Source organism: Dactylosporangium sp. NPDC005572 (genome assembly GCF_040605515.1).
GTDB lineage: Bacteria > Actinomycetota > Actinomycetes > Mycobacteriales > Micromonosporaceae > Dactylosporangium.
The window spans coordinates 1-19982 of record NZ_JBEXCY010000158.1; the positions used below are offsets into that span (position 1 = coordinate 1).

Consider the following 19982-nt stretch of genomic DNA (forward strand, 5'->3'; position numbering starts at 1 on the left):
CGGACCGCGACCTCCTGGCGGTCGGTCCGCAGCGCCTTGCCGGTCCGCAGCCGGAAGACCGTGCCGGGCCACCGCCAGTTGTCCAGTTCCAGCTCCACCTCGGCGAACGTCTCGGTGTGCAGCTGCGGGTCGACGCCGTCCTCGTCGGCGTAGCCGCGGTAGCGGGCGCGGCGCGTGCGGTGCACGGCGTCGTCGAGGGTGAGCGGCCGGATCGAGCGCAGGACGTCGACCTTGCGGTCGCGCAGGTCGCGGTCGCCGAGGCTGATCGGCGGCTCCATGGCGACCAGGCACAGCAGCTGCAGCAGGTGATTCTGGAGCATGTCCTTGAGCGCGCCGACGCCGTCGTAGTAGCCGGCCCGGCCCTCCAGCGCCAGCGACTCGTCCCAGGTGATGTCGACCCGCTCGATGTGCGCGCTGCTCCAGATCGGTTCGAGGACCCGGTTGGCGAGCCGGACGCCGAGCAGGTTGAGGACGGTCCCCATGGCCAGGAAGTGGTCGACGCGGAAGATGCTGCGCTCCGGGTACAGGCCGGCCAGCAGGCGGTTGAGCTCGATCGCGTCGTGCAGGCTCTCGCCGAACGGCTTCTCCAGCACGATGGTGCTGCCGTTCGCGGTGCCCGCGGTGTGCAGCGCCGTCGCCGTGGCCGGGAAGATCGACGGCGGTAGCGCGAGATACGCGGCGACGGGCTGGTCGTGCGGGATGACGGCCGCGAGGGCGTCCGGGTCGGTGACGTCGGCCCGGTGGTACCGCGTGGCCGCCACGATCTCGCTCCGGCGGCCCGCCGGGAGGTCCGGCGCGTGCCGGTCGAACTGCTCGGCCGCCCAGGCGCGGTACGCGTCGTCGGTCCAGTCCTCCCGCCCGACGGCGGTCAGCGCGAACCGCTCGTCCAGGTGCCCGGCGGCGCGCAGGGTGCCGAGGGCGGGCAGCAGGAACCGCGCGGTCAGGTCGCCGGTCGCGCCGAGGATCACCAGCTGCTGGATCATGCGGCTGCTCCGTTTCTCGCTGCTGTCGCTTCTTTTGCTTCTCTGGCTCGGGACAGGGCGACGCCGCTGGCGATCACCCCGATGTGGCTGAACGCCTGCGGGAAGTTGCCGACGAGCTCGCCGGTCGCCGGTTCGACCTGCTCGGAGAGCAGCCCGAGCGGGCTCGCCCGCTCGCACAGCGACGTGTAGAGCTTCTCGGCCTCGTCGAGGCGTCCCTGGCCGGTCAGGTTGTCGGCCAGCCAGAAGCTGCAGAGCAGGAACGCGCCCTCGTCGCCCGGGATGCCGTCGGGGGAGTCGTGGTGGCGGTACCGGTACAGCAGCCCGTCACCGGCCCCGAGGCGCTCGGCGACGGCCCGCGTCGTCGCCACCATCCGGGGATGGTCGGCCGGGACGACGTGCCGCAGCGGCAGCGCGAGGAGGCTGGCGTCGACGCCGCCCCGACCGTCGAGGTGCTCGCTGATCGTCTGGTCCCGCTCGTTCCACGCGTCCTCGACGATCGCCCGGCGGATCTCGTCGGCCGTCGCCCGCCACCGCGGCACGGGTGCCGGCAGGCCGAGCCGGTCGGCCATGGTGGCGGCCCGGTCCAGGGCCACCTGGCACAGCGCGGCCGAGTAGGTGAAGACCCGGCCCTCGCTGCGCACCTCCCAGATGCCCTGGTCGGGTTGCCGCCAGCTCCGGGCGGCCGCGTCCGCCGCGCCGGCGAGGCCGTCCCACAGCCCCGGCTCGACCCGGCCGCCGGCCAGCGACCACTGGTCGGCGCAGTCCATCAGCTCGCCGTAGATGTCGTGCTGGCGCTGGTCGGCGGCGCCGTTGCCCCAGCGGACGGGCGGGGAGCCGCGGTACCCGCCGAGCGCCGGGTCGACCTGCTCGTCCGGCACCGGCCCGCCCGCGAGGGTGTACATGATCCGGGGGCGGCGGCTCTGCTCGAACGCGTCGAGGACCCAGCCGAGGAACGCGTCGGCCTCGCCGGTGAACCCGATGCGGCGCAGCGCGAACACGGCGAACGCCGCATCGCGGATCCAGGCGTACCGGTAGTCCCAGTTGCGCACGCCGCCGATGGGCGCCGGCAGCGACGAGGTCGGCGCGGCGGCGACGGAGCCGTTGACCCAGTGGTCGCACAGCTTGAGGGTGATCGCGGAGCGCCGGACCATCGCCTCCTGCGGGCCGTCGTACGCGAAGCCGGTCATCCACCGCCGCCACGCCGCGGTCGTCTGCCGGATCGTCGCCTCGGCGTCCAGCCGGTGGTGGCGGTGCACCCGGCCCCAGGACAGCACGAGCTCGACCCGATCGCCTCTGGTCAGGTGGTACCGGTTGTGCAGCCCTTCGAGCGGATGACTGGACCGCAGGTGCAGCCGTACCCCGGGCAGCTGCGGCGCCTGGATCTCCAGCCCCGCGAAGGCGGGCCGGGCGAGCCCGCCGCCGCGCGGCTGCAGGTCGACCCGCAGCTCGACGGCGCCGTCCAGCACCTCGGCGAGCCGGACCAGCTCGCCCCGGTCGGCGGGCGTGTCGTCAGTGAGGTCCGCGCCGGAGCGCAGTGCGAGCGCGTCGGTGAGCCGCACGAGGCCGGTCGCGGTGCGCAGCTCGGTCACGAGGACGCCGGTGTCGGTCTCGTACCGCTGCCGCGCGGCCACGACACCCTCGGGCGTCACGCCGAACCATCCGCCGCCGGCGTGGTCGAGCAGGGCGCAGAACAGTGGCTCGGTGTCGAAGCCGGGCACGCACAGCCAGTGGACGCTGCCGTCGAGCCCGACGAGGGCGGCGGTGGCGCCGTCGCCGATCAGGCCGAGATCCTCCAGCGGCGGGTAGCCGTCGCGGAGGCGCAGCGGGCGGAAGGACGGTTCGAGCTCCAGCATGTCGTGACCTCTCCGCAGGGGTACGACTTCTCTCGCGGCTGCTTTCTCGTGCGGCAGAGGGGCTACCCGTGGTCGCGGCGTCCTAACGTACGGGCCTCCGGGCCGTCAGCATGTGTTGACGGTGCCGGTTGCGTCAGCATATGCTGACGGTCATGTCGGCGAGTGTGGACCTGGAGCGGGTGGCGCGCGGCGCCGACCCGGACGTCGCGCTGCCGGCCGTGGCGCGGCTGCGGCGCCTGCTGGAGCAGCTGGAGGCCGAGCACGTCGCGGCGGCCCGGCGGGCCGGGTGGTCGTGGCAGGACATCGCGCTGCGGCTGGGCGTCACGAAGCAGACCGTGCACCGCAAGTACCGCGACCTGGAGGACTGATGTTCCGTGGCACCGATCCCGAGCTCGGCCGCGCCATGGGCCGGGCCGTCGCGGCGGCCCGCGGGCTCGCCCACCCCCGCACCGGCAGCGAACACCTCCTGCTGGCGCTCACCGACCCGCGCGGCGCGGTCCCGGACGGGCCGCGTGCCGCGGCGGGCGATCCGCCGCAGGGTGAGCCGTGCGCCGGGGCGGGACAGCGGCCCCGAAGTGAGGTGGCCGCCCTCCACGATCGTGTGGCCGACGAGGAGGGCGGGCCGCGGGCTGCGGCGGGCAGGCGGACGGGCGAGGCACCGACGGAGGAGCGGGGCAGCGGCGCCGTCGCCGCGGTGCTCGGGTCGCACGGGGTGACCACGGCCGCGGTGCGGGAGGCCGTGTGCCGGGCCGCGCCGCTCGGGGCCGGGGCCGCGGCCGACCGGGACGCACTGGCGCCGTTCGGGATCGATCTCGACCGGTTGGGACTGACGCCGGCCGTCCTGGACCGGGCGCCGCTGCGCGAGCCGCTGCTGCCGCTCGGCGCGGCCAAGGCGCGCCGGTGGTGTGCGCAGAAGCAGCCGCCGCTCGGGCTCGACGCGCAGGCGGCGTTCGAAGCGTCACTCCGGCTCGCCCTCGCACGGCGGGAGCGTGACCATCGGCCGGAGCACCTCGCCCTGGTGCTCGTCGCGCTCGACCCCGGCGCCGCGTGGATCCTCGACGCGATCGGCGCCGACGCCTCGGCGCTGCTCGCCGGGCTGCAGAACGCCTTCCCGCCGCCCGGCCGCAACGCGCTGCTGCGGGCCGAGCGGCGGATCGGGCGGAACTCGCGCGGCGCTGACCTCATCCGGCGCTACCAGCGCACGACCGGACGGGTCGTGCGCCAAGCCGGCGCGGTCACCGCCCTCATCGCCGGCTGACGGTCGGACCGGACGGGTCGTGCGGCAGGCCGGCGCCGTGACCGCCCTCATCGCCGGCTGACGGTCGGACCGGCGAACCGGCCGCCGGGCGATGGCCTCGTCCCGGTGCTGCCGGCGCACGACCGGACGGGTCGTGCGGCAGGCCGGTGCGGTCACCGCCCGCATCGCCGGCTGACGGTCGGCCCGACTGCCGGGCGATGGTCCGGCCCGGCGGCCGGGCGCCGTCAGCGGGACGTGGCCGAGGGTGCGAGGTGGTGGGAGTACGCCTCCGTCGTGAAGAACGCCGGCAGCGCCTCGCCGAGCGCCGTATGCTCCACGATCGCCGCCGCCGCCTCGGCCCGGGCACGGCCGGCCGCGTCGCGGTCCGCCGACAGCGCGGCCAGCTCCTCGGCCAGGATCGACCGGACCAGGTCCTCGGCCACGATGCCGCCGCCGGCCAGCGGGGTCCCGTGGTGCAGCCACTGCCACACCTGGCAGCGGGCGATCTCGGCCGTCGCCGCGTCCTCCATGAGGTTCGACAGGGCCACGGCGCCGGTGCCGCCGAGCCACGCGTCGATGTAGCGCAGCGCCACGCCGACGTTCGCCCGCAGGCCGGCCGCCGTCACCTGACCGGGCGTCTTGTCGACCGCGAGCAGGTCGGTCGGGGTGACCTCGACGTCGTCGCGGAGGCGGTCGAGCTGGTTCGGGCGGTCGCCGAGGACCGCGTCGAACACGTCGCGGCAGACGTCGACCAGGCCGGGGTGGGCGACCCACGAGCCGTCGAAGCCGTCGCCGGCCTCGCGCTCCTTGTCGGCGCGGACGCGGGCGACCGCGGCGGCGTTGACGTCGGGGGAGCGGCTCGGGATGAACGCCGCCATGCCGCCGATCGCGTGCGCGCCGCGGCGGTGGCAGGTGCGCACCAGCAGCTCGGTGTACGCCCGCATGAACGGCACCGTCATCGTGACCTCGGCGCGGTCCGGCAGGACGAACTCGGGCCACTGGCCGAAGTTCTTGATGATGCTGAAGATGTAGTCCCACCGGCCCGCGTTCAGCCCGGCCGAGTGCTCACGCAGCTCGTAGAGGATCTCCTCCATCTCGAACGCCGCCGTGATCGTCTCGATGAGCGTCGTGGCGCGGATCGTGCCCTGCGGCAGCCCGAGGTACTGCTGGGAGAAGATGAAGACGTCGTTCCACAGCCGCGCCTCGCGGTGGTCCTCCAGCTTCGGCAGGTAGAAGTACGGGCCCTTGCCGGCGGTGAGCTGCCGCCGCGCGCAGTGGAAGAGGTACAGGCCGAAGTCGACCAGGCTCGCCGAGATGGGGCGGCCGTCGACGACGATCCATTTCTCCACGAGGTGCCAGCCGCGGGGGCGGACCACGATCGTGGCCAGGTCGTCGCCCAACGCGTAGCGCTTGCCGCGTTCGTCGGTGAAGTCGATGCGCCCGTCCAGGGCGTCGATCAGGCTGAGCTGGCCGCTGATGACGTTGTCCCAGGTCGGCGCGGTGGCGTCCTCGAAGTCGGCCAGCCACACCCGGGCGCCCGAGTTCAGCGCGTTGATCGTCATCTTGCGGTCCGGCGGGCCGGTGATCTCGACCCGGCGGTCCGCGAGGCCCGGCGCCGGCGGCGCCACCCGCCAGGTCGGGTCCTGGCGGATGTGCGCCGTGTCCGGCCGGAAGTCGGGCAGCTGGCCGGAGGCGAACCGGGCGCGGCGGGCCCGCCGGGTGTCGAGCAGCGCCACCCGGCGGCCGGCGAACCGGCCGTCGAGGGCGACCAGGAAGTCCAGCGCCTCCGGGGTGAGGACCTCGTCGTAGCGGTCGGCCAGCGGGCCGATGATCTTGTACCTCACGCGAACTGCTCCGCCTCGGTCGAGCCGCGCAGGGCGGTGGTCTCGGCAGCCGGGTTGAGCACCGTGCTGATCAGGTCGAAGTAGCCGGTGCCGACCTCGCGCTGGTGCTTCACGGCGGTGTAGCCGTCGGCCTCGGCGGCGAACTCCCGCTCCTGCAGCGCCACGTAGGCCGGCATGCCCTCGGCCGCATAGCCGCGGGCCAGGTCGAACATCGAGTAGTTCAGCGCGTGGAAGCCGGCGAGGGTGATGAACTGGAACCGGTACCCCATGTGGCCGAGCTCCCGCTGGAACTTCGCGATGGTGGCGTCGTCGAGGTGCTTGCGCCAGTTGAACGACGGCGAGCAGTTGTATGCCAGCATCTGGTCCGGGTACTGCGCCTTGACCGCCTCGGCGAACCGGGCCGCGACCTCCAGATCGGGCGTGCTGGTCTCCATCCACAGCAGGTCGGAGACGGGCGCGTAGGCCAGGCCGCGGGCGATGCACGCGTCGACGCCGTTGCGGAACCGGTAGAAGCCCTCCGCGGTCCGCTCGCCGGTGACGAACGGCTGGTCGCGCTCGTCGACGTCGGTCGTCAGCAGCGTGGCGGCCTGCGCGTCGGTGCGGGCCACGATGAGCGACGGCACGCCGGCGACGTCGGCGGCCAGGCGGGCCGCTTCGAGCGTGCGCACGTGCTGGCCGGTCGGGATGAGCACCTTGCCGCCGAGGTGGCCGCACTTCTTCTCGGACGCGAGCTGGTCCTCCCAGTGCACGCCGGCCGCACCCGCCACGATCATGCCGGTCATCAGCTCGTAGGCGTTGAGCACGCCGCCGAAGCCGGCCTCGGCGTCGGCCACGATCGGGACCATCCAGTGGGTCGACGCATCGCCCTCGGCGGTCGTGATCTGGCCGGCCCGCAGTAGCGCGTTGTTGATCCGGCGGACCACCGCCGGCACCGAGTTGGCCGGGTACAGGCTCTGGTCGGGGTACGTGTGGCCGGCCAGGTTCGCGTCGGCGGCCACCTGCCAGCCCGACAGGTAGATGGCCTTCAGCCCGGCCCGGACCATCTGCACGGCCTGGTTGCCGGTGAGTGCGCCGAGCGCGTGGATGTAGTCCTCGTCGTGCAGCAGCTGCCACAGCCGCTGTGAGCCGAGCCGGGCCAGGGTGTGCTCCTCCTGGACGGCGCCGCGCAGCCGCACCACGTCCTCGGGGCCGTAGCTGCGCCGCACGCCCTGCCAGCGGGGGTCGGTGGCCCATTCCTGCCGCAAAAGTTCGACCGCATTCATAGCGTGCTCCTTGTTGTTCGAATGTGCTGTGGTCGCCCGTGCGCCGCCGGCGGGGCCCAACGCACGGGCGACCGAGCGGACCGACGCTGGTCCGCCGCTCATGTGGTGGCTGTTTTCACCGTCACACGGCGGCGGGGGACCGGTCGAGAGACGCATGAAGCGAAATCCTGCGAATTTCCGGCGTCACTTTGCCAACTTGCGAATTCGCTATTTCACAGCGGTGCTATAACACTCGGAGGAGGTGAGCCGCCATCACCAAGATCTTCGCCGGGGCCCGGCTGCGCCGGCTGCGGGAGGACCACGGGCTGAGCCAGACCGACCTCGCCCGGCACCTGGCCATCTCGCCGAGCTACCTCAACCAGATCGAGCACGACGTGCGGCCGCTGACCGCCCCGGTGCTCATCCGGGCCACCGAGCTGTTCGGCGTCGACCCGGCCGTCTTCGCGCCGCACGACACCCCGCAGCTCGTCGCCGGCCTGCGCGAGGCGCTGCCGGGCGCCGGCAGCGTCGCCGCCCTCACCGAGTTCGCCACCCGCCTGCCGGAGCTGGCCACATCGGTGATCGAGCTGCACCGCCGCTACCGTCAGGTGGCCGACCAGCTCACCGAGCTCGTCGGCGACCGCGGCGAGCTGGGCCGCAGCCCGCACGACCAGGTGAGCGAGTTCTTCTACCGCCGGCAGAACTACGTACCCGACCTCGACGAGGCGGCCGAGGCCCTCGCCGCGCAGATCGTCCTGCGCCGCGGCGGGATCCGCACCGCGCTGCGCGACCGGCTCACCGACCGGCACGGCATCCGGGTCATCCAGGACGACGCCGAGTCGCTCGGCGGCGAGCTGCACCGCTACCGCCCGCAGACCCGCACGCTGCACCTGTCGGCGTCGATGCGGGCCGGCCAGGAGGCGATGCGGATGGCCGCCCAGCTGGCCCTGCTGGAGTACGCCGACGTCATCGACGAGATCATCGAGGAGGAGCGGTTCGACGACGTCCAGACCCAGATCCTCACCCGGGTCGGCCTGGCCAACTACTTCGCGGCGGCGCTGATCCTGCCGTACGAGCAGTTCCTCACCGCCGCCGAGCAGCGCCGCTACGACATCGACCTGCTCACCGAGCACTTCGGGATGGGCTGGGAGACGATCTGCCACCGCCTCAGCACCCTGCAGCGCCCCCGGGCCCGCGGCGTGCCGTTCTCGTTCGTGCGGGTCGACCGGGCCGGGAACATGTCGAAGCGGCAGTCGGCGACGGGCTTCCCGTTCTCGCGCACCGGCGGCACGTGTCCACTGTGGAACGTCTACGAGGCGTTCGGCGCCCCGGGCCGCGTGGTCACGCAGGTCGCCGCGATGCCGGACGGTCAGCGGTACCTCTGGATCGCCCGCACCGTCGTGCGGCACCACGGCGGCTACGGCCAGCCCGGCAAGATGTACGCGATCGGCCTGGGCTGCCAGATCAAGCACGCCGCCCGCCTCGTCTACTCGACGGGCATGGACCTGCACGACGCCGAGGCGGCGATGCCGATCGGCCCGGGCTGCAAGACCTGCGAGCGCGCGACCTGCCCGCAGCGGGCGGCGGCCCCGGTCAGCGGCCGCCTCGACCTGGACGAGAACCGCAGCACCTTCATCCCGTACCCCCTGAAGGGCACATGACGAGCGTGGCCGATACGCTTCAGCGCACCTCCGACTGAAGGACGTGTATGAGCGACGACTACGTCAGCCTGAGCAAGGACCTCGACGGCGACGGCGACGAGGACCCGGCCCAGGTGTACACCACCGACGACGGCAGCAACGTGCTGATCGGCGACCTGGACCACGACGGCGAGCCCGACTTCGCCGCGCTGGACTCCAACGGCGACGGCGTCTACGAGCTGTCGTACGACGCCAACACCGGCGTGGTCACCGACCTGACCACGGACACCGTGGTCTCCTGAGCCTGGGTTGACCTTGGAACACGTGAGGTTCCAAGGTCAACGCGCGAGTAGGCGCTCCACGTGGTCGAGCTCGTGCCAGGCGAGCGACTCGTACCCGTCCTCGTCGCTCATCCGGCGCAGCTGCGCCAAGGCGTGCGCGTCGCCGCGCAGGGCCAGTCCGGTCGCCGCACGAATCCGCACCTCCCGGTCGTCGCCGGCCATCCGGGCGGCGAGCAGCTCACGCAGCGCGGGGCCGTCGATCGCGGAGTAGATGAGCGCGGCCGTCGCCGTCGCGCTGACCGCCGGGTCCCGGTCGCGGGCGAGGCTCAGCATCGTCTGCAAGATGTGCGGCGGCGGGTCGTCCGCGGGACCGCCGCGGCCGTTGAGGATCTCCCCGGCCACGCGGCCGCGCACCTCGGGGCGAGGGTCCTCCACGAACGGCAGGAACTCGTGGAGGATCGCGCCGATCTCGCTGAAGCCCGCGTACGCGCCGAGCACACTGCACAGCGCCTCGGTGTCGGTCTCGGCCGCCATCCGCCCCCGCAGTACCAACAGCGCGTCGGCGGCGTACGGCGCGTCGACGGCCTCCCCGCCGAGCGTCGAGAAGTGCAGTAGCTCGGCGGTGAACCGGCGCACCGCCACGTCCGCGTCGGCCAGCCGACCGGCCGCCCATCGGAAGGTCTCCTCCGCCGGGAACCGCCCCATGACGGCATGCCGCGCCGCCGACCAGTCGCACGACTCCTGGTCCGCCGACCACAGCGCCCGCGCGAGCAGCTCGTCGCGCGTGACCGGGAGCTCCAGCAGCTGCTCGAGGACGGTGACGACGGCCCGGTGCCCGGCGAGGACCTCGGCCCACCGGCCGTCGGCGGTACGCACACGGATCCGTAGCGCCCGGGGTGCGTACTCGTCGGTGGTGAGGTGGTCCCGTGTGACGGCGTCGCCGTCCGCCGCCCCCGACCGGCGCCGCAGCTCGGCCTCCGGGTCGACGCCGAGCCAGGCCCGCGCGGCGTCGAGCGCACGGCGCAGCGTGGCCTCCGACGCCGGGTAGCGGTGCAGCAGGAGCTCCAGCAGCTCGCTGGCCCCGTGCTCGGCGGTCCACACCGGCGGGTCGATCTCGCCCCACGGTCCTGACGGTACGGCCGTGCTGGCCTCGTAGAGCAGCTGCGCGAATCCCGGGCCGCCCAGGAGGGCCACTGCACCGGCGACCGCTCGGCCCTCGTCCCCCCACTGGGCCTCGTGGGGCAGCGCGGACAGGTATCGACGGACGGCCGCCACGTCACCGTCGCGGATGGCCTCGATCACCACCTGGTCAGCTTGCCGCGTCGGCGTCGGAGTAGCGCACGCCCGAGCGGGGATTGCGGCTGAGCCATGCGAGCATGTCGTTGACCTCGTGCGCGTACCACTCCGTGTACCCGCACGCGCTGCAGATCCACACCTCGAAGCGGCCCGCCTCGACGCGCTTCTTGAACTCCCCGGTGACCGCCGCTCCGGAGCCCGCCCGGGCCACGGCCGGCAGGAGCTCGACGACGTTGCTGCTGTCGGTGTCGGGGACCATGACCGGGTCGACGTGCCACAGGCGCGGGCACTGGCACTTCACACAACGACGACTCGTCCGCATGGGCGCAGCGTAGACGCCGTCAGGTTTTCCTGGCGCGCGCCGTGCGGGTCGCGTGCAACGACGCCAGCAGCTGCAGCCGGTCCGCGTCGGCGCTGCCCGGCTCGGCGGTGAAGACCAGCATGACCGGGCCGGGGTTGCCGGGCAGCGGGTACGTGTCCCAGTGCAGGACGAGGTCTCCCACCTCGGGGACCCGGAAGGTCTTGGTACCGCTGACCGACTCGCGCACGTCGTGGCGGGCCCACAGCCGCCGGAACTCGGCGCTGCGGATGCTCAGCTCGCCGACGATCGCGGTGGCGCGCGGGTGGGTGGGGTCGGTGGCGACGGCGGCGCGCATCATGCCGATGTACTCCAGGGCCTGCCGCTCCCAGTCCGGGCAGCTGCGCCGGCCGGTCAGCGTGTCGTCGAACATCAGCAGGAGCATGTTCAGCCGGTCGGGCGGAGCGTCCTGCGGGTCGCCGAGCAGCGCCTCCGCCATCGGGTTCCAGTCGAGCAGGTCGAGGTGCCGGCCGAGCACGACCGCCGGGGTGTCCATCACCCGCAGCAGCCGCCGCGTGCTGTCCGGCACCCGCTCCGGGCCGTGCTCCACCCGGGCGGGCATCGGCCGCCGCGCGGCGTGGGCCAGGGTGTACAGGTGGCGGCGCTCCTCGTCGTCGAGGCCGAGCGCGCCGGCGAGCGCGTCCAGGACGTCGTCGGACGGGCGCACCTCGCGGCCCTGCTCCATCCGCTGGTAGTAGTCGGTGCTCAGCCCGGCGAGGAGGGCCAGCTCCTCGCGCCGCAGCCCGGCGACCTTGCGCCGGCCGCCCGGCTCCAGGCCGACGTCGCGCGGGTGCAGCCGGCCGCGCCGGGCACGCAGGAAGTCGCCGAGCTCACGGGCGTACGGATGGGTCATGCCGCAAGTGTGCCGCCCCGCCGCCCGCCCAAGGTAGGACCCGCGGACCTACCGAGCCGGCTCGCGCTGCTCCTAACGTCGGCGGTCGACCGTACCTCCACCCTCCAGGAGCAGCAGATGACCGTCCCCGACCAACACGGCCGGATCGCCGTCGTGACCGGCGCGAACTCGGGCCTCGGCCTGGTCACCGCGACCGAGCTGGCCCGCCACGGCGCCCACGTCGTGCTCGCCGTCCGCAACACCGCCGCCGGCACGCAGGCGGCCCGCCGGATCGGCGGCGACGTCGAGGTCCGCGAGCTGGACCTGGCCTCCCTCGCCTCCGTGCGGGCCTTCGCGGCGAAGCTGGCCGACGACCACCCGGCGATCGACCTGCTGGTCAACAACGCCGGCGTGGTGCTGCTCGGCCCGCGCCGCACCTCCGCCGACGGCTTCGAGCTGCAGCTCGGCACCAACCTGCTGGGCCACTTCGCGCTGACCGGCCTGCTGCTCGGCAACCTGACGGCCGCGCGGGAGGCCCGGGTGGTCAGCCTCAGCTCGATCACCCACAAGACCGCGCACCTCGACTTCGACGACCTGATGTTCGAGCGCGACTACCGGGCCTCCGCCGCGTACGGCCGGTCCAAGCTCGCCACCACGGTCTTCGGCGTCGAGCTGGACCGCCGCCTGCGCGCCGCCGGGTCGCCGGTCGTCAGCGTGCTGGCCCACCCCGGCCTGACCCGCACCAACCTGACCCCGCGGGCCTGGGAGCACCGCGGCCGGTTCGGGCGGGCGGTCGCGTGGATCGGCCTGCTGGCCACCCAGTCGGTGGAGCAGGGCGCGCTGCCGCAGCTGCGGGCCGCGACCGGGCCCGGGGTGCGGGGCGGCCAGTTCTTCGGCCCGGCCGGCCTCTGGGAGACGCGGGGCCGGGTCACCGAGGCCCGGCTCAGCCGGGAGGCCGCCGATCCGGCCGTCGGCCGGCGACTCTGGGCGGCGGCCGAGGAACTGACCGGCGTCAGCTACCTCTGACCGCGGCCGTCTCAGCGGTGAGGGTGCCGTCGCCCAGGGACAGCGACCGGCCGGCGGTGTACGAGACGGTGTGCGGCGCGGGAGCTCCGCGATGCCGAGCAACGGCGCATCGACGCCGAGCTGGGCAGTGCCCGCTCCTGCCCGGATCACGTGCCCGGCGGGTTGTGCTCGAGGGTCGCCAGGAAGGTCTCGGCGGCGTCCTGGACGCGGTCCCGGTCACCGGTGGTCAGCTGGTCGAGGAGTAGCCCGCGGATCGTCGCGATCACCAGGGTGGCGGTGCGGGTCGCCGTGGCCGGGTCGGTGTCCGGTCCCTGCGCCTCGACCAGGGAGCGCATCCAGTCGGCCACGACCCGCTCCAGGAACTCCGTGAACTGCCGCGGTGCCTGCAGGGCGCGTCCGTAGACCGCGAAGAACAGCCGGAACTCCGCCGACTGGCGCGGGTCGGAGGTGCGCGTCCAGACCGCCCGCGCCGCCGCGGCCAGGCCGGGCCGGTCACCGGCCGCGTCGCTCGTGGCCGCGAAGGTACGCTCCCGCAACCGGCCGAGGATCGCCTCGAGCATCTGCTCCTTGGTGCCGAAATGATGCACCAGCGTCGTGGTCGAGACCCCGAGGGCGCCAGCCACCGGCCGCCACGACAGCTCGGCGAACCCGTGCTCGACGGCGTAGTCGACCGCCGCGTCGAGCAGGTCGGCGCGCCGCTGGTGGTTGACCGGCCGTCCCGCCATCTCCGCCTCGTGATCCAGCTCGCGTTGCAGTTCCTAGAACGATCGTACTATCTTCATTTCTTGTACGGTCGTTCTAGGAATATGGAGGTACCCCGTGCACGTGTTCGTCACCGGAGCGTCGGGCTGGGTCGGTCGCGGGCTCGTCCCCGAGCTGACCGCCGCCGGCCACACGGTCACCGGGCTGGCCCGCTCCGACGCGGCTGCCCGATCCCTGCGGGCGATGGGGGCCGAGGCCCGCCCGGGATCCCTCGACGACCTCGACGCCCTGCGCGACGCGGCCGCGTCCGCCGACGGGGTCGTCCACCTCGCGTTCAAGCACGACCTGTTCTTCGCCGGCGACTTCGCCGCCGCCACCGACGCCGACCGTGCGGCGATCGATGCCTTCGGCGAGGCCCTCGCCGGCACCGGCAAGCCGTTCGTCATGGCCTCCGGCATGTTCGGCGTGCTCGGGCTACCACCCGGTGTCGTCGCCACCGAACGCGACGGGCTGGCCCCGGACGGCGACGGCGGCGAGGGCGGCCCGGTCAGCGGCGCCGGCGGGCGGATGGCCAACGCCCGCCACGCGCTCGCGCTCGCCGGCCACGGCATCCGGTCCTCGATCGTGCGGCTCCCACCCGCCACCCACGGCAACGGTGACAACGGCTTCACCACCACCGCGATCGGCTTCGCCCGCGACAAGGGCGCCGCGGCGTACGTCGGCGACGGCAGCAACCGCTGGCCGGCCGTCCACCGCGACGACGCCGCGCGGCTGTTCCGCCTCGCGGTCGAGTCCGCGCCGGCCGGCGCCGTGCTGCACGCGGTCGGCGACGAGGGCGTGCCGATCCGCGCGGTCGCCGAGGCGTTCGCCGCACAACTGCGCATCCCCGCGGTCTCGGTCACCGCGGAGCAGGCCGGCGACTACGTCGGCTGGCTCGGCGGCTTCTGGGGCGTCGACGGCCCCGCCTCGGCGCAGCTCACCCGCGACCTGCTCGGCTGGCGACCCACCCGGCCCGGGCTGATCGCCGACCTCGAACACGGCCACTACTTCACCTGAGCGGCAGCGGTTCAGTGCAGCTGCGGCAGGAAGCGGTGCCGGGCGAGGGCCGCTGTCGTCTCGGCCGCGAGGGCGGCGATGAACGCGGTGATCGCGAGGATGACGACCCAGGCCCAGATCCGGTACCCCGGTGGGTGGGCGTAGGCGACCCAGTGCAGCGCGAAGGTGGCGACCGCCGCGTAGGGGAACGCGTACGCCCAGAACCCGGAGGTGAAGTGCAGGTGGCGGTACACGCCGACGAGCCGGAGCTGGACGAGGGCGGCCAGGAGCGTGTAGCCGGCGAGCCCGAAGGTCACGGCGTCGACCTTGCCGCGGGTGATGGCCAGGTACGCCAGGCCGGCGAGGGCGGGTGGGGCCGCCGAGATCGCCAGGGTGGGTTGCAGCTGCGGGGGGAGCGGCGGGCGGAAGTACAGCCGGGCCAGGATCATCGACTCGATGACGAGCCACGACACGAGACCGAGGCCGAAGAACACCCGGGCGGGGCCTGACCAGCCGGCGAGGGCCGCGCCGATGGTGGCGATCAGTCCTCCGGCGACGGCGGGCAGCACGTAACCGGGGTGCAGCTTGTCCAGGTCGAGGCCGCCGGCGATCCACTGGCCGGCCATCCATCCGGCCAGAAGGACCGTGACGGCGGCGAAGACCCCGAACAGCCACTGACCCGTCGTGCGTTCGTGTCGCATCAGGCCGATGGCCAGCAGCATGCCGACGATCGGGATCAGCGAGACGAACGGTCCCAGCGCCGGGTCGGCCAGTTCGGCGGTCCAGCCGCCGGGCCGCCGCGGCACCTGCGAGACGTAGCTGACGAGGAGCACCAGCCAGACGACGGCGGCCAGGATGCACAGAATGTCGGAGACGAGCGCGGGTGCGAACTGCAGCATGGCGGCGTAGCCCCAGCAGCCGGCCAGGCCGGTCAGGCCGTACGCGATGCCGAACAGGTTCGGGGTGATCCCGACGTGTGGCTCGCTGGTCCGTGTGTTCACTGTGGGACGCTACCCGGGGCTCCGGCGCTTACCCCCCACCTGCCGCATCCGCGGCCGAAACGCGCCCGCGCCAGGTCCCGGGTTCACGTGCGGCGCCGGGTGAGCCGGACCGCCGCGACCAGCAGGACGGCCGCCAGCCCGAGGAAGACCGCCGACTCGATCGCCTGGAACGCCCAGAACCGGCTCTCCGGCTGGAACTCGGTGTAATGGCGCAGCCCGTGGTCGATCAGGTAGCGGTCGACCGAGCCGTCCGACGCGGCCAGTTGCCGCAGTGCCGTGGACTGCTCGCCTTCGGGGACGAGCCGGCCCGCCCGGTCGATCCAGCGCTCGCTCACCGACCAGTCGGTGCCGGGTGGTGGTGCGGCGCCCGGTTCGGCGATGCGGGCCAACGGGGTGAGGTAGTGCGGCCGGGCGAACTCCTCCAGGCTGAGGCGGGCCGCGAGGAAGACGCCGAGTGTGGCGGCCATCGCCGCGATGGTGCGGCGCAGCACCGCCCCGGCCGTCACGCCGACGGCGAAGGCGAAGACGGCCGCTGCCGTGAGGCTGGGGACCGCGATGACGAACGACGTTGCGTGCAGCCGGCCGGAGATGTCGTCGAGCGGCGCGCGCCACCAGCTCAGCAGCCCGGCGGCGGCCGCGGTCAGGACCGCGACCGCCGCGCCGACCAGCGTCAGCTTGGTGGTCAGCCATCGGGTCCGGGACACGCCCTGCGTGCAGGCCAGCCTCCAGGTGCCCTGCTCGAACTCACGGGCCAGCAGCGGTGCCCCGACGAAGACCCCGGCCAGGGCGGGCAGGAACGCCGCCCACAGCAGCCGCCGGGCCCAGGTGGCGTGCCGGTCGGCGAACGCCTCGACCAGCCGCTCGCACCCGGCCCGGCTGCCCGGGTCGGCGACGCAGGCGGCGACGCCGTCGGCGCGGTACTGCGCGTGCAGCGCCAGGCCGGTCCAGACGAGCGGGACCGCCAGCGCCAGCAGCAGCACGACGGCGGCGAGCAGTTCGGCGCGATGCTGGCGCCAGGTCACCCACGACATGCAGCCTCAGCCCTCTCCGGCAGCCGACAGGTACGCCAGGACCACTTCCTCCAGGCTCACCGCACTGGCCTGCCACAGCGGGTGCGGCGGCGTCCCGGAGGGTTGCCGCACCAGCAGGGTGCTGTGCCGGTCGCCGTGGGTCGCCGCGATCACGGCGGGCAGGCCGGCGGCCGCGTCGCTGCGCGGCCCGGTGAGCAGCCGGTGCCCGGCCAGCAGGTCGTCGATGTCGCCGGCCAGCCGGAGCCGGCCGCGGTCCAGCAGCACGAGGTGGTCGCAGACCCGTTCCAGCTCGGCGACGACGTGCGAGGAGAGCAGCACCGTGAGCTCGGTGGCGGCGACCGCGTCGACCAGGGTCCGCATCACCTCCCGGCGGGCGAGCGGGTCGAGGCTGGCGACCGGCTCGTCGAGGATCAGCAGGCGGGGCCGCTTGGCCAGCGCCAGGGTCAGGGCGACCTGCGCCTGCTGGCCTCCGGAGAGTGCGCCGCAGCGGCGGTCGAGGGGGATGCCCAGGCCGTCGAGGCGCTGCCGGGCACCGGCGAGGTCGAACCGCCGGTTCATCGCCCGGCCGAAGCGGAGCATGTCGTGGACGGTGAAGCCGCGGTACAGCGGGCAGTCCTGGGCGACGAAGCCCACCTCGGCGAGGCCGAACGTGGACACGCGGCCCTCGGTGGGCTCGAGCAGGCCGGCCGCCAGGTGCAGCAGCGTGGTCTTGCCGGCGCCGTTGCCGCCGACCAGGCCGATGACCCGGCCGGCCGGCAGCTCCAGCGTGCAGTCGCGCAGCCCCCAGGTGCGGCGCCCGTAGCGCCGGCCGAGACCGTTCGCGGTCAGGGCGGACCCGCCGGTCACGCGGCGCCCGCCCGGGCCGTGTCGTCGTCGAGGGCGGCGGTGACCAGGGCGCGCACCTGCTCGTGGTCGAGGCCGGCGGCCCGGGCCGCGGCGAGCCAGCCGCGCAGGTCGCGGGAGAGCCGGGCGTAGGTCGCCGCCGGCACCCGGTCGATGCTGCCCACCACGTAGGTGCCCTGTCCGCCCCGCGCATCGACCAGCCCGGCGTGCTCAAGCTCCCGGTACGCCTTCGCGACGGTGTTGGGGTTGACCACCAGGGCGGCCGCGACCTCGCGGACGGTGGGCAGCCGGTCGCCGTCGCTGAGGTAGCCGAGCAGCAGGCCACGGCGGACCTGCTCGACCAGTTGCAGGTAGGTCGGGACACCGGATCGTGCGTCCAGCCGGAACGCGAACATCACTCCACCCTCGCCATCTTGTCCTCTTGTACTAGGACAGTAGTACAAGACGCGGCTCTTGCCTACCCGCCGCCGACCTGGTACGAATGCTCAACTTAGAACTCAGGTTCATGTATATGAACCAATTGGCCGGCCGGAGGGACCACATGATCCATTCGTCGATCTCCCGTCGGAGCCTGCTGCGCGGTGCGCTTGCGGCAGGCCTGACCGTTCCCACGGCATCGCTGTTCGCTGCGTGCGGCGGTGCGGCAACTCCGAAGACCAACGAAGCCCGCGGCACGCTTGCGATGACCGCCTGGGAGGCATACCCGGACCAGATCCGCACCCTGCTGGCATCCTTCAAGGACCAGTCCGGCGTGGGCGTGGACCTGTCGCTCATCCCGAACGTCGGCTACGGCCCGGCCCTGCAGACGCGGCTGCAGGGCGGCCAGGCGATCGACGCCTTCTACAACTTCGCCTACGCCTCGACCAAGTACGTCGACGCGGGCTGGGCCGGGACGCTCAACAAGTTCGCCGGCGTCGAGGACATGCTGGGCGACATGTTCCCCGCGTCGGCGGCCCGGCACCGCCTCGCGGACGGCCGGATCATCAGCGTCCCGTACTTCTCCGCGGTGCACAGCCTGATGTACAACCAGAGCCACCTGCAGAAGAACGGCATCAGCGCACCTCCGACCACGAAGGAGGAGGTGTACGAGCAGTGCAAGAAGCTCAAGGCCGCCGGCGTGGCCAGCCCGTACGCGGGCTACTGGACCAAGCAGTTCCTGGAGGAGTACTTCCTCGTCTACCTGCTGGCCGACGGGATCACGCCGTTCGACGCCAAGGGTGCCCCGGTCTTCGCCGACGACGCCAAGACGCTCAGCGTCATGGAGTGGTGGAAGGCGATGTACCAGGAGGGCCTGACGTCCAAGGAGGTCCTCACGGCCGACCCGGGCGCGCACGTCACCGCGATGGCCCAGGGCAACTCCACGTTCTACACGCTGCACCACTACTTCCTGCAGATCATCCGCACGACGGAGGGCCCCGAGTCGAAGAACGTCACGATCTCGTACCGCCACCCCGGCATCGCCGGCAAGACGCTGCAGATCGGTGAGGTCATCCAGATCGGGGCCACGGCCGGCGGCGCGCGGGCCGAGGACGCCTGGAAGCTGCTGAAGTTCTACGGCTGGAAGGACGAGGCCGGCAAGTACTCCACGTTCGCGTCCTGGGCGAAGGCGGCGGCGCTGCTCGGCCCGTACCCGGGGCTGTTCAAGGACAAGGACTTCCTGGCCGCGTTCCCCGACTACTACGACATGCCGAAGCTGGAGGACTCCTTCGCCAACCAGAGCGACGTCGTCCCCGCCCGGGTGGCGCCGTGGTACGCGTCGTTCCAGGTGAAGGTCGGCGACCGGCTCCAGGCGATGCTGCTCGGGCAGGCCGGCGTCAAGGACACCGTCGACGGGCTGGCTGCGGACGCCAAGAACCTCGCGGCCGCGGGCAGCTAAGCATGGCGGCAAAATCGGTACGGGCCCGGGCCGACGCCCGGTTCGGGCTCGTCCTCGCCACCCCGGCCCTGATCTTCGTGCTCGGCCTGGTCGCCTGGCCGGCGATCCGCACGACGGTCTACTCCCTGCAGAAGGTCACCTTCGCCGGGCAGGAGCGCTGGGCCGGGTTGGCGAACTTCAAGACCCTGTTCGCCGACGAGCAGTTCCGGCACGCGCTCACCACGACGGTGCTCTACGCGGTCGGCTTCCTGCTCGTCTCCACGCTGCTGGGCCTCGCCTTCGCGCTGCTGCTCAACACCGGCTTCCGCGGCCAGTGGCTGGCCCGCAGCCTGCTCATCGTCCCGTGGGCCTGCCCGTGGGTGATGGTCGGCATGATCTGGAAATGGTTCGTCGACGGCGAGGTCGGCGCGCTCAACGGCGCCCTCGCCCTCGTCGGCCTCGACAGCGTCTCCCCGCTGTCGGACAGCACCGGCGCGCTGGTCGTCGCGATCCTCGCCGGGGCCTGGCGGCAGGCGTCGTTCACCGGGCTGCTGTTCCTGGCCGGGCTGCAGACGATCCCGCGCGAGCTGCCGGAGGCCGCGATGGTCGACGGGACCAACGCCTGGCAGCGGCTGCGGCACCTGACCCTGCCGTGGCTGCGGCCGGTCATCGTCGTCGTGGTCATCATCAACACGATCTTCGGCTTCATGCAGTTCGACACGGTCTGGGCGCTGACCCAGGGCGGCCCGGGCGACGCGACCTCGGTGCTGTCGATCTACCTGTACCAGCAGCTGTTCGTCTACACGAACACCGGCCTCGGGTCGGCGACCGCCGTCGTCCTCGGCGGGATCGCGCTGGTGCTCGGGTTCGTGTTCGTGAAGCTGCTGTACCGCTCGAGCACGATCACGGAGGGGGTGGAGTGAT

19 protein-coding genes and 1 pseudogene are annotated in these 19982 nt (G+C 73.2%); 8 read left to right on the forward strand and 12 right to left on the reverse strand.

Annotated features, from left to right (window positions below; all coding sequences use genetic code 11):
- Nucleotides 1–983: pseudogene (locus tag ABZS66_RS44900) on the reverse strand (glucose-6-phosphate dehydrogenase); the annotation flags it as partial.
- A complete protein-coding gene (locus ABZS66_RS44905) occupies nt 980–2836 on the reverse strand; it encodes a glycoside hydrolase family 15 protein (RefSeq protein WP_354769008.1) in 1857 nt (618 codons plus the stop codon). The gene ABZS66_RS44905 and the pseudogene ABZS66_RS44900, both read right to left, overlap by 4 nt.
- Before the next feature lie 152 nt (nt 2837–2988).
- On the opposite strand from ABZS66_RS44905, the gene ABZS66_RS44910 reads away from it, so the two are divergent.
- Nucleotides 2989–3204 carry a helix-turn-helix domain-containing protein gene (locus ABZS66_RS44910; protein WP_354769010.1) on the forward strand — a complete coding sequence of 72 codons (216 nt, stop codon included), beginning with the start codon at nt 2989–2991 and terminating at the stop codon, nt 3202–3204.
- Nucleotides 3204–4094 (forward strand): Clp protease N-terminal domain-containing protein, encoded by an 891-nt coding sequence (locus tag ABZS66_RS44915; protein ID WP_354769012.1) that lies wholly within the window; start codon nt 3204–3206, stop codon nt 4092–4094. The genes ABZS66_RS44910 and ABZS66_RS44915 overlap by 1 nt, the downstream gene beginning before the upstream one ends.
- 224 nt (nt 4095–4318) lie before the next feature.
- Here the strand turns inward: ABZS66_RS44915 and aceB are convergent, their stop codons facing one another.
- Nucleotides 4319–5917: a malate synthase A gene (gene aceB, locus ABZS66_RS44920; RefSeq protein WP_354769014.1), complete on the reverse strand. Its 1599-nt coding sequence runs from the start codon at nt 5915–5917 to the stop codon at nt 4319–4321.
- Nucleotides 5914–7179, reverse strand: a complete 1266-nt coding sequence (gene aceA, locus ABZS66_RS44925) for an isocitrate lyase (protein ID WP_354769016.1) — start codon at nt 7177–7179, stop codon at nt 5914–5916. Before aceA ends, aceB begins: the two co-directional genes overlap by 4 nt.
- A 278-nt stretch (nt 7180–7457) precedes the next feature.
- Between aceA and ABZS66_RS44930 the strand changes: the two genes are divergently transcribed.
- Nucleotides 7458–8819 (forward strand): short-chain fatty acyl-CoA regulator family protein, encoded by a 1362-nt coding sequence (locus tag ABZS66_RS44930; protein ID WP_354769057.1) that lies wholly within the window; start codon nt 7458–7460, stop codon nt 8817–8819.
- A gap of 47 nt (nt 8820–8866) precedes the next feature.
- Nucleotides 8867–9100, forward strand: coding sequence for a hypothetical protein (locus ABZS66_RS44935; RefSeq protein WP_238007150.1), 234 nt, complete (start codon nt 8867–8869; stop codon nt 9098–9100).
- Nucleotides 9101–9136: 36 nt separating this feature from the next.
- On the opposite strand, the gene ABZS66_RS44940 is transcribed toward ABZS66_RS44935, so the two are convergent.
- Genes ABZS66_RS44940 through ABZS66_RS44950 form a run of 3 tightly spaced genes read right to left on the reverse strand, consistent with a single transcriptional unit; the run spans nt 9137 to nt 11586 of the window.
- Nucleotides 9137–10384, reverse strand: coding sequence for a hypothetical protein (locus ABZS66_RS44940; RefSeq protein WP_354769018.1), 1248 nt, complete (start codon nt 10382–10384; stop codon nt 9137–9139).
- A 4-nt stretch (nt 10385–10388) separates the two neighbouring features.
- Nucleotides 10389–10697, reverse strand: a complete 309-nt coding sequence (locus ABZS66_RS44945) for a hypothetical protein (RefSeq protein WP_354769020.1) — start codon at nt 10695–10697, stop codon at nt 10389–10391.
- 19 nt (nt 10698–10716) lie between these two features.
- Nucleotides 10717–11586 (reverse strand): helix-turn-helix transcriptional regulator, encoded by an 870-nt coding sequence (locus tag ABZS66_RS44950; protein ID WP_354769022.1) that lies wholly within the window; start codon nt 11584–11586, stop codon nt 10717–10719.
- 117 nt (nt 11587–11703) lie between these two features.
- Here ABZS66_RS44950 and ABZS66_RS44955 point away from each other — a divergent pair, with 117 nt between their 5' ends.
- On the forward strand, nt 11704–12591 hold the full coding sequence (locus tag ABZS66_RS44955; protein ID WP_354769024.1) for an oxidoreductase: 888 nt from the start codon (nt 11704–11706) through the stop codon (nt 12589–12591).
- 146 nt (nt 12592–12737) lie between these two features.
- Here ABZS66_RS44955 and ABZS66_RS44960 read toward each other — a convergent pair whose 3' ends face one another.
- Nucleotides 12738–13316 carry a TetR/AcrR family transcriptional regulator gene (locus tag ABZS66_RS44960; protein ID WP_354769026.1) on the reverse strand — a complete coding sequence of 193 codons (579 nt, stop codon included), beginning with the start codon at nt 13314–13316 and terminating at the stop codon, nt 12738–12740.
- A gap of 94 nt (nt 13317–13410) precedes the next feature.
- On the opposite strand from ABZS66_RS44960, the gene ABZS66_RS44965 reads away from it, so the two are divergent.
- A complete protein-coding gene (locus ABZS66_RS44965) occupies nt 13411–14349 on the forward strand; it encodes an SDR family oxidoreductase (protein ID WP_354769028.1) in 939 nt (312 codons plus the stop codon).
- Nucleotides 14350–14360: 11 nt separating this feature from the next.
- Here the strand turns inward: ABZS66_RS44965 and ABZS66_RS44970 are convergent, their stop codons facing one another.
- The 4 genes from ABZS66_RS44970 to ABZS66_RS44985 all read right to left on the reverse strand — a co-directional run bounded on the left by ABZS66_RS44970 (nt 14361) and on the right by ABZS66_RS44985 (nt 17598).
- Nucleotides 14361–15329, reverse strand: coding sequence for a hypothetical protein (locus ABZS66_RS44970; RefSeq protein WP_354769030.1), 969 nt, complete (start codon nt 15327–15329; stop codon nt 14361–14363).
- A gap of 83 nt (nt 15330–15412) precedes the next feature.
- On the reverse strand, nt 15413–16360 hold the full coding sequence (locus ABZS66_RS44975) for an ABC transporter permease subunit (RefSeq protein ID WP_354769032.1): 948 nt from the start codon (nt 16358–16360) through the stop codon (nt 15413–15415).
- 6 nt (nt 16361–16366) lie between these two features.
- Nucleotides 16367–17206, reverse strand: a complete 840-nt coding sequence (locus tag ABZS66_RS44980) for an ABC transporter ATP-binding protein (RefSeq protein WP_354769034.1) — start codon at nt 17204–17206, stop codon at nt 16367–16369.
- On the reverse strand, nt 17203–17598 hold the full coding sequence (locus ABZS66_RS44985; protein ID WP_354769036.1) for a GntR family transcriptional regulator: 396 nt from the start codon (nt 17596–17598) through the stop codon (nt 17203–17205). The genes ABZS66_RS44980 and ABZS66_RS44985 overlap by 4 nt, the downstream gene beginning before the upstream one ends.
- Before the next feature lie 287 nt (nt 17599–17885).
- On the opposite strand from ABZS66_RS44985, the gene ABZS66_RS44990 reads away from it, so the two are divergent.
- A complete protein-coding gene (locus tag ABZS66_RS44990) occupies nt 17886–19079 on the forward strand; it encodes an ABC transporter substrate-binding protein (RefSeq protein ID WP_354769038.1) in 1194 nt (397 codons plus the stop codon).
- A gap of 2 nt (nt 19080–19081) precedes the next feature.
- On the forward strand, nt 19082–19981 hold the full coding sequence (locus ABZS66_RS44995; RefSeq protein ID WP_354769040.1) for a sugar ABC transporter permease: 900 nt from the start codon (nt 19082–19084) through the stop codon (nt 19979–19981).
- Nucleotide 19982: the final 1 nt, after the last annotated feature.

Excerpts from the sequence above, each read along its gene's own strand:
- ABZS66_RS44985 (WP_354769036.1), bottom strand. The coding sequence starts at position 17,598 with ATGTTCGCGTTCCGGCTGGACGCACGATCCGGTGTCCCGACCTACCTG.
- ABZS66_RS44955 (WP_354769024.1), top strand. The coding sequence starts at position 11,704 with ATGACCGTCCCCGACCAACACGGCCGGATCGCCGTCGTGACCGGCGCG.
- ABZS66_RS44935 (WP_238007150.1), top strand. The coding sequence starts at position 8,867 with ATGAGCGACGACTACGTCAGCCTGAGCAAGGACCTCGACGGCGACGGC.
- ABZS66_RS44960 (WP_354769026.1), bottom strand. The coding sequence starts at position 13,316 with ATGGCGGGACGGCCGGTCAACCACCAGCGGCGCGCCGACCTGCTCGAC.
- ABZS66_RS44915 (WP_354769012.1), top strand. The coding sequence starts at position 3,204 with ATGTTCCGTGGCACCGATCCCGAGCTCGGCCGCGCCATGGGCCGGGCC.
- aceA (WP_354769016.1), bottom strand. The coding sequence starts at position 7,179 with ATGAATGCGGTCGAACTTTTGCGGCAGGAATGGGCCACCGACCCCCGC.
- ABZS66_RS44990 (WP_354769038.1), top strand. The coding sequence starts at position 17,886 with ATGACCGCCTGGGAGGCATACCCGGACCAGATCCGCACCCTGCTGGCA.
- ABZS66_RS44910 (WP_354769010.1), top strand. The coding sequence starts at position 2,989 with ATGTCGGCGAGTGTGGACCTGGAGCGGGTGGCGCGCGGCGCCGACCCG.
- ABZS66_RS44945 (WP_354769020.1), bottom strand. The coding sequence starts at position 10,697 with ATGCGGACGAGTCGTCGTTGTGTGAAGTGCCAGTGCCCGCGCCTGTGG.
- ABZS66_RS44950 (WP_354769022.1), bottom strand. The coding sequence starts at position 11,586 with ATGACCCATCCGTACGCCCGTGAGCTCGGCGACTTCCTGCGTGCCCGG.
- ABZS66_RS44905 (WP_354769008.1), bottom strand. The coding sequence starts at position 2,836 with ATGCTGGAGCTCGAACCGTCCTTCCGCCCGCTGCGCCTCCGCGACGGC.
- ABZS66_RS44975 (WP_354769032.1), bottom strand. The coding sequence starts at position 16,360 with ATGTCGTGGGTGACCTGGCGCCAGCATCGCGCCGAACTGCTCGCCGCC.
- ABZS66_RS44995 (WP_354769040.1), top strand. The coding sequence starts at position 19,082 with ATGGCGGCAAAATCGGTACGGGCCCGGGCCGACGCCCGGTTCGGGCTC.